The organism is Aeromonas sp. ZOR0001 (assembly GCF_000801015.1).
In the GTDB taxonomy this organism is placed as follows: domain Bacteria; phylum Pseudomonadota; class Gammaproteobacteria; order Enterobacterales; family Aeromonadaceae; genus Aeromonas; species Aeromonas veronii.
In genome coordinates this window covers 24,160-32,378 of sequence record NZ_JRJY01000043.1, presented here as the reverse complement: position 1 = coordinate 32,378, position 8,219 = coordinate 24,160, and the positions used below count along the sequence as shown (strand labels likewise).

Below are 8,219 nucleotides of genomic sequence, written 5' to 3'. Positions count from 1 at the left end.
CCAGCCGCTCGGCCAGCTGGTCGAGCCATTGGCGGTGGCAGGCCAGGGTAAACGCCTTGGGTCTGTGGGCCTTGATGGCGGCCATCACCTCTTGCTGTGGCTGGCCGAGGGTCATCAGCAGCGCGGCGGCGACCAGACCGGTACGACCGCTGCCCCCTTTGCAGTGGATGACCAGATGTTTGCCATCCCCCAGCAGCTCGCGCAGCTGCGGCAGCGCCTGTTGCCAGGCAGCCTCGAAGTCGGTGTCGGGGGCCAGATCATCCTCGATGGGTAGATGGAACCAGCGCATCCCTTCGTGTTCGACCTGCTGGCCGAGCTGCGCCAGTTCGAGTCGGATCAACTCGGCGCGCGTCATCAGGGTAACCACCCCGTGGGCACCGGCCAACCGCAGTTGATCGAGTGCCAGGGTCAGTGGCACCTGCTGGGTGCCGGGGCAAGGGGTCAGCAGCAGCTGACCATCGACACGGGGAACCTCAAGGCTCCAGAAGGGGTGATACGGGTGCATGGCGGATCCTCGCGTGGTGGCCGCAGGGCTGCGGCCGGTGAATGGCGCCAAGGATAGGCGGGGCAGGGGGGATGTCAATGGCCGTTGTGTTTGCCCCGGTTTACGGGCAGAGTCTAAAAAATTGAGCGGTTCAAGGAGTTAAGATGAGAAACCTGGATCAACTGGATTTGGATATCCTGGCCCATCTGTTTCGGGATGCGGGCATGACCAACAAGGATCTGGCCGCGCTGGTGGGCGTTGCCCCCTCCACCTGTTTGGAGCGGGTGCGCAAGCTGCAGCAGGATGGCGTGCTCAAGGGGGCGCACTGCGAAGTGGATTATCAGGCCCTCGGTGGTCACATTCAGGCCATGGTCTCCCTGCAGCTGGCCCGTCACAGCCGCCAGATCATCGATGCCTTCCGCGATGCCATTCTGGCGCTACCCGAAGTGATCAGCCTGTTCCACATGGGCGGCAAGGATGATTTTCTGGTGCACCTCTGTGTTTCAGATACCGAGCACCTGCGCAACTTTGTCTTCGATCACTTCACCTCCCGCGAAGAGGTGGTGCACCTCGAAACCTCGCTGGTATTCGAGCACAAGTTCAGCCGCTCCCTGCCCTGCTTTCCCCAGCCATAACGGCCAGTGGGCCGACAGTATGAATAGATAGAAAAAACCGCCAGCTGGCGGTTTTTTCCATTCTGCTATCGGCTGAATCAGTACGGGTGGCTCAATTGGCGGCGGTGCGTTCATCCTTGGCCGTCTGATAGAGACTCTTCTGATAGGCCATGCTGCCCCACAGGGCAAGACCGAGGGCATCCTCCTTCAAGGCGTCCGGCTGCGCCGCCAGAGTCAGCTTCTCGCTGGCATTGTCGTAGACATAGCCCTCTGCCGCCCGTTCCGGTTGCAGGATCACCACATCCTTGCCGCGCATCAGGGCGAAGTTCTTGTCGTACTGCATGATGGCGCGCCCCGGCCAGTCGGCGGGCATACGGGTCAGATCCTTGCCGAGCATGGGGTAGTCGGCACTGATCCCCATCAGGGAGAGCAGGGTAGGCGCCATGTCGATCTGGCTGACGATACGCGAATCCTTTCTCGGCACTATGCCATCGCCCACGATGACCCCCGGAATATGGAAGCGGGGAATGGGCACCAGACTGGCGCCACCGACCCGGCTGTCGTGGTCGGCGATGACCAGGAACAGGGTGTCCTGCCAGTATTCGGACTGTTTCGCCCTCTTGAAGAATTCGCCGATGGCGTAATCCGCATACTTGGCCGCGTTGTTACGGGTCTGTTTGGGTTGCTCGAAGAGTTCGATGCGGTTGTCCGGGAATTCGAACGGATCGTGATTGCTGGAGCTGAACACCAGACTGAAGAAGGGTTTACCCTCCTTGTGCAACGCCTTGAAGGTCTCGTCGGCCTTGGCCATCAGATCCTCGTCGGAAGCCCCCCATGACCCTTTGAACACCGGATTGTCGAAATCCTTCTGCTCGACGATGGTGGTGAAGCCATTGCCGAGGAAGAAGCTGCGCATGTTGTCGAAGTGACTCTCGCCGCCATAAATAAAGCTGGTGTCGTAACCCCGTTGTTTGAGCAGATCCGCGATGGTGAAGAAGTTGGTCTGGCTCTTGCCGAGTTTGACCACCGACTGTGCCGGGGTTGGCGTGAAGCCGGTCAGTACTGCCTCGATACCACGCACCGAGCGGGTGCCGGTGGCGTAGAGCTGCTCGAAGGCCCAGCCCTGCTGCGACAGGGCATCGATGTTGGGGGTGAGCGGCAGGCCACCGAGGGAGCCGACAAACTGGGCACCCAGACTCTCCTGCAGCAGGATCACCAGATTCTTCGGTTTACCCTGGAAGCTCGCCTGGTTGAAGGTCTGGCTGGGCAGCAGATCTGAGTTGAAATCACTGGCCGGACGGCCACTCTCCTTGCGCATGACCTCGAGCACCTTCTGCTCCGTCATCTCGCCGTAAAACTGGCCGGCATCCTCCTCGGCGCCCATCTGCTTGATGGCAAAGAAGAGGGAGTAGGCGGAGTTGACGGTGAGCGAGTTGACCAGCGGATCTTCGGCAAAGGCGACCATGGCCGGGTTCAGGGCGCGGTGGCCGAGACTGGAGCGGGCACCGAGAAAACCTATGGCCAGAATGAGCAGGGCGAAGGCAGGACGTAGATACCAGCGGGGGAAGCTGAGGCCACGCACCAGACGGCCGCTCAGCCACCAGCCACCGGCCAGCACGGCGCCACTGAAGAGTACCGCCAGCAGCAGCTCGGCTTTGCGGCCCGCCCACAGCATGGCGAATACCTCTTTCGGATAGATGAGGTACTCCACATAGAGGCGGTTGGGGCGCACGCCATACTCGGTGACAAACGAGGGGGTGGAGATCTCGAGGAACAGCATCAGCCAGAGTCCGACGGTCAGCCAGACGCGCATCAGTTGCAGCCAGCCCCGACCGATGGCATGGGGGCCTGCCAGCAGCAGGGTGAGCATGGCGGGGACACCCCAGACCCAGCAGAGGGTCGCAAAGTCGACCCGGATCCCTTGCAGCAGCATCTCCTGCCAACCGGCCACGGCATCCACCCGTTCCAGTTGCCAGAGGCCGAGGGCGATTCGGCTGAAAGAGAGAGAGAAAAGCGCGAGCGCGCAGAAGATGGCGAAGGGCCAAAACGGGCCGAGTCGCTGTTTTAGATCTGTCATTTTTGTTCCTGAATGAGACTGTAAGCGCCTGTCCACAGACGTTTTTTACTTGTTGTGAGGTTATGACAGATCGAACGGGTTAAGGTTGCATTCAATTTTGTTAAAAGCCGGAATTAACACATTTATCATCTAAAAATGTGATGTCGCGCGCTTAATGAGCACAGCATAACCTGCTGGATAAAATGTGAGCCACAGCGCGTATGGATGGGGGATGGGTGTTTATAATTGCCGCGAATTATCTCAATCGGAGCCGAAGGGATGCCGGTCTTTATCGATGTCGAGTATGTGCGGGGATGGCGCCTGTTTCTGGTGTTATCGGATGGCACCACGGGTGTGCTGGATCTGACCCCCTGGCGAACCCAGCCGCTGTTTGCAAAGCTGGAGAGCGAGCGTCACTGCGCCCGGGTCTTCATCAACCGTCACCACCAGCTGGAGTGGCCTGTTGGCTGCACGCTATCCGCCCATGAGGTCTATCACCTCATCTCTCCCATCGATGAGCGGGAGGCCTTCAGCTAATCCCCATTTTTTGTGAGCCAACGCCAGATTCCTGTTACTGGAATGTTTGCCCGTTTGCCTTTCTGAGCCAACTTGGGTAAAACCTGCGCAACATTTTGCCAACTTGCCTTCGCTTCATCTGACAGAGGCTTGCCGCTTTCGCGCCGCAGGCCTTTTTTGCGGCCAGATGGCAAACCTTTCCCTTGCTGAAAGGTTTGGTTGGTTGAATGAAAATAACAAAACAAACAAATACATAAGGAAAATGTATGGCTTGTCATATGCGCCCCCCCCTTGCCCTGCTGGTTGGTGGACTCGCCTGTCACGGCGCTGCCGGTCAGGAATCGGTGCAACAGCTGGATCCCATGGTGGTGGCAACCCGCCCCGCCAGCACCCTGGAGGTGACACTGGATCCCAAGAAGCCCGGTTCCCCCATGCCCGCTGCCGACGGCGCCGGTTATCTGAAGAATGTCACCGGCATGAGCATGGTGCGCAAAGGGGGGCTTGGTGGCGACCCTGTACTGCGGGGGATGGGGATGTCCCGCCTCAACGTGCAGATGGATGGCGGCATGCTGGCCGGTGGGTGTGGTGGCCGGATGGACCCGCCCACCGCCTATGTGTTTCCCCAATCCTTTGACCGGATCCGGGTGCTGAAGGGGCCGCAATCCCTCGAGCAGGGTGCCACCCTGGCGGGAACCGTGCTGTTCGAACGGGACAGACCCGAGTTCACCGCACCGGGCCTCAAGGCCGATGCCTCGGCCCTCTATGGCAGTTTTGGCCGCGATGACCAGATGGTGGATATGACGGCGGGTTCGACCGATGGCTATCTACGCGGTCAGTTCACCCACTCCGACAGCGACGATTACCGCGATGGTCACGGTAACAAGGTGCGCTCTTTCTATCGCCGCGAGAACGGCACCGCCCAGCTGGGCTGGACGCCGGGGGAGCACACCTGGCTGGAGCTCACCGCCGAGCGCAGCAATGCCCGCGCCGCCTATGCGGATCGCACCATGGATGGCCCCATGTTTGATCGCGAATCCTTCGGGCTGAAGCTCAAGCAGGAGCAGATCACCACTCACTGGCAGCGCAGCGAGCTGACCCTGTGGGACAACTACATCGACCACATCATGGACAACTTCAGCCTGCGGCAAAACAGCACCCCCAAATCCCTGAACAACCCTGATCGCCGCAATACCGGCGGGCGCTGGGCCAACGATATCGCCCTTCCTGCCGACTGGTTGCTGACCGCCGGGCTCGACAGCAACCGGGATCAACACAGATTTCGCAAGGATCTGGATTATGCAGACAAGCCACGCCAGCGCACCCTGCGTTTCGAGCAGCAGGGCGGCTTCGCCGAACTGGGTCGTCAGCAGGGGGCTCACAGCTACAAGGGCGGTTACCGTCAGGATAGGGTCGAGACCACCCGTTATGGCGCCGGTGAACAGACCCTTTACAGCGATACCCTGACCCTGAACAGCGGGTTTGGCCGCTACGAGTACCAGTGGTCGCCCCGCTGGTCCAGCTATCTGGCCTGGGGGCAGGCAGAGCGGGCGCCGGACTACTGGGAGCGCAGCAAGGACAGCACCCCGTTCACCCTCAACCCGGAGCGCAGTCGCCAGTGGGATGCGGGGCTGGCGTTGCGCAGCCGCGAGCTGGACCTGACCCTCTCTATCTTTAGCGCCGACATCAAGGACTACCTGCTCTACAACAGCAAGTCGAACAAGGTGCGCAATATCGATGCCCAGACCCGGGGTGGCGAGTTGGAGGGGCGCTGGCAGTTTGCCGAGCAGTGGCGTCTCGATGGTGGTCTGGCGGTGGTCTACGGCGAAAACCAGAGCGACAACAAGCCGCTGGCCCAGATGCCACCGCTCGATGGCAAGCTGGCGCTGGGCTGGCAGCCGGACGAGGCGCTGAGCTTTACCCTGCTGGGGCGCGCCGTGGCGGCGCAGGATCGGGTGGATGTGGGCTCCGGCACGGTCGCCGGTCAGGATCAGGGCGAGACCCCGGGCTTCTTCACCATGAACCTGAGCGGCGCCTGGCAGTTTGCCAAGGGGTGGCAACTCTCGGCCGGGGTAGACAACCTGTTCGACACCTTCTACTACGAGCACCTCTCCAAGTCGGTCCACAGCAGTCAGGCCGGGCTGGGCTACGAGCAGAGCGGCCGCATCCCCGAGCCGGGTCGTTCCTACTGGCTCTCGGTCAACTACCGCTTTGCCTCGGCCGGTGTGCTCTAACCAGTTGAGTCAGATAACGTTTTCAGTCACAGACACCGTTGTGTGAGCATCGCTATCATGGTGAAAAACAGGCGTATCAGACGCCTGCTCTCACAGCGGGAACATAACAATGAAACAGGGAACGTTACGCTATGGGGGCCTGCTCGGGGCCGCCCTGTTACTTGCGGCTTGCGGCGGCAGCGGTAGTTCTGGTGGGGAGAGCTCTCCCCCCGTCGTCAATCCGCCGGTCACTCATCCTCCGGTCGCCACGGCCAGTCGTGCCTGCTATGGCGACGCTCAACCCGCCTGCAACCTGCGCATTTATCAGGTAATGGTGGAGTCGTTTGCCGATGGTGACGGCAGTGCCAACTACGGCGTCGGCTATGGCCCCTCCCAGCACAACGGCGATCTGCAGGGGATCATCGATAGTCTCGACCACATCAAGAGTCTCAACGTCAACGCCATCTGGCTCACCCCGGTGTTCGACTCCTGCGCGGGGCAAGGCGGCGATAACAAGCTCGATGCCACCGGCTACTTCGCCTGCGACTTTTTTACCGTGGATCCCAACTTTGGCAGCAATGCCAAGCTCAAACAGCTGGTGGATGCAGCGCATCAGCGCGGCCTCTACGTCTTCCTCGACGGGGTGTTTGGCCACGTCAACAAGGTGGGGGTGAGCAAGCCCTCGCCAGAGGGGCGTCTGCCAGCCCTCACCAGCGGCGGTGCGGGTTATCCCGGCCAGCTGGTGGATTACAGCAAGCCGGAGAGCCTCGCCTACTTCAAGGAGGTGGCCCGCTACTGGGTCGAGCAGTACGGTATCGACGGCTGGCGCCTCGATCAGGCCTATCAGCTTGGGCTGGATGATTGGCGCGCCATTCGCAGCGAGGTGGAGCAGGCCAGCGCAGCGCGCAAAGCGGCAGGGCAGCAGTGGGGCACCCTCGGCTACATGGTGGGCGAGGTGTGGAAGGGGGCTGACGATATTCGCGCTCAGGCTTATGGCAGCAGCGACAATCCGGCGCTCTCCTCGGCCTTTGACTTCCCGTTGCGCTACGGCATCGTGCAGGCGCTGGCGGTGGAGGAGTCCGGCAAGGGCGGGCAGGGGGCCAGCGTGCTCGATGCCAGCTGGAACAAGGTGGAGAACTACCCGAATCACGCCATGCCGAATCTGATGCTGGGCAACCATGATCTGGTGCGTTTGGGCGATCTGCTGGAGCGCGGCAACTTCAAGTCGACCGAGTACTGGCAGCGCCACAAGGCGGCCTTCAGCTTTATGGCGGCCCGCTCCGGCCCCATCACCTTCTACTATGGCGAGGAGTTTGGCGACGAGGTGCCGGGCTTTGCTGCCAAGGTCGGCGGCGACTGTGCGGCGCAGGGCTTGTGCGACGATCATGTGGCCCGCAGCGATGGCAAGGTGCCCGCTGTCACCGGTTTTGTGCCGGGTAGCGAACAGGCTGAGCTGAAAGAGTGGCTCGCCCAGCTGCTGGCGATGCGTGCCGCCCACCCCGCTCTCTATCAGGGAGAGCGAGTCAAGCTGGTGGCCGATGGCAGCCTCTATGGTGACATCAAGCAGACGGCGGGAGAGCAGATAGTCTACCTGCTCAACCTCTCCACCACGGCGCTCAGCTACAACCTGCCGACGGGCAAACTGCGCAGCGGTAGTGCGCTGGTGGATCTGCAAAGCGGCGAGAGTCTGGCCATCGGCGGCAGCAGCGTAACGGTGGAGATACCGCCCTTGAGCGGGCGTTTCCTGCGTCTGCAATAAGTCTGCCACAGCACGCTTTGATATGAGAGAGGGCCCCATCGCGGGGCCCTCTCTGTCATTGTGGGCGACAAAGTCATGGCGGGGTTATGCGGTGCTCTGGCCCCGGTTTTCCAGCCGCTGGCGGAAGGCGCGGGCCAGTCGCTCGTAGAGATCCTGCGCCTCCTTGTCTTCGATATCGCCGCGGATCCAGGGGTTGTCGACGATCTCCAGCAGCACGCAGTCACGTCCTTGTTGGCGCAAATCGAGCCCATAGAGGCCATTGCCGAGCTGATGGACGGCGCGGCGGGCGGTCTGCAGCACCCGCTCTGGCACCTCGTTGAGCGGTAACGCCTCGATGCGGCTCATGTCGAGAGGGTGCTTGCGGCGGCGAATGCGGTTGCCGGGTTCGGGCCGGTAGCGGCGACAGGCGAACAGCGGCGAGCCGTCGAGAAAGCCGATGCGCCAGTCAAACTCGGCGGGGATCCGGCTCTGCACCAGCAGCAGGGCGGAGCGGCCCAACCCCTCGTCCAGCAGGCGGGCCAGCTGTTGCTCGTCGCTGGCCATGGCGAGATCGCGCCCCTGTGCCCCGTCGGGCACCTTC

General features: G+C 61.7%; 8 protein-coding genes. 4 read left to right on the top strand and 4 right to left on the bottom strand.

The annotated features are described in order from the left end of the window. On the bottom strand, positions 1 to 505 hold a 505-nt coding region (locus L972_RS06075), incomplete at its 3' end, for a cyclin-dependent kinase inhibitor 3 family protein (RefSeq protein WP_047436624.1). Between the two features lie 143 nt (positions 506 to 648). Between L972_RS06075 and L972_RS06070 the strand changes: the two genes are divergently transcribed. Beyond that, on the top strand, positions 649 to 1,119 hold the full coding sequence (locus L972_RS06070; RefSeq protein ID WP_005336001.1) for an Lrp/AsnC family transcriptional regulator: 471 nt from the start codon (positions 649 to 651) through the stop codon (positions 1,117 to 1,119). Between the two features lie 91 nt (positions 1,120 to 1,210). On the opposite strand, the gene L972_RS06065 is transcribed toward L972_RS06070, so the two are convergent. Further along, positions 1,211 to 3,175 carry an LTA synthase family protein gene (locus tag L972_RS06065; RefSeq protein WP_047436621.1) on the bottom strand — a complete coding sequence of 655 codons (1,965 nt, stop codon included), beginning with the start codon at positions 3,173 to 3,175 and terminating at the stop codon, positions 1,211 to 1,213. Positions 3,176 to 3,433: 258 nt separating this feature from the next. Between L972_RS06065 and L972_RS06060 the strand changes: the two genes are divergently transcribed. Then, positions 3,434 to 3,691, top strand: a complete 258-nt coding sequence (locus tag L972_RS06060) for a DUF2442 domain-containing protein (RefSeq protein ID WP_005335997.1) — start codon at positions 3,434 to 3,436, stop codon at positions 3,689 to 3,691. Here the strand turns inward: L972_RS06060 and L972_RS21310 are convergent. Continuing rightward, on the bottom strand, positions 3,688 to 3,948 hold the full coding sequence (locus tag L972_RS21310) for a hypothetical protein (protein ID WP_139714664.1): 261 nt from the start codon (positions 3,946 to 3,948) through the stop codon (positions 3,688 to 3,690). The two genes, L972_RS06060 and L972_RS21310, sit on opposite strands and share 4 nt — an antisense overlap. Between L972_RS21310 and L972_RS06055 the strand changes: the two genes are divergently transcribed. After that, positions 3,937 to 5,901 (top strand): TonB-dependent copper receptor, encoded by a 1,965-nt coding sequence (locus tag L972_RS06055; protein ID WP_047436618.1) that lies wholly within the window; start codon positions 3,937 to 3,939, stop codon positions 5,899 to 5,901. The two genes, L972_RS21310 and L972_RS06055, sit on opposite strands and share 12 nt — an antisense overlap. A gap of 109 nt (positions 5,902 to 6,010) precedes the next feature. Further along, entirely contained in the window at positions 6,011 to 7,639 is a 1,629-nt protein-coding gene (locus L972_RS06050; protein ID WP_047436615.1) for an alpha-amylase family glycosyl hydrolase, read from the top strand. 84 nt (positions 7,640 to 7,723) lie between these two features. Here the strand turns inward: L972_RS06050 and L972_RS06045 are convergent. Continuing rightward, the coding region (locus tag L972_RS06045; RefSeq protein ID WP_442853368.1) for an ATP-grasp domain-containing protein at positions 7,724 to 8,219 on the bottom strand (496 nt) is incomplete at its 5' end.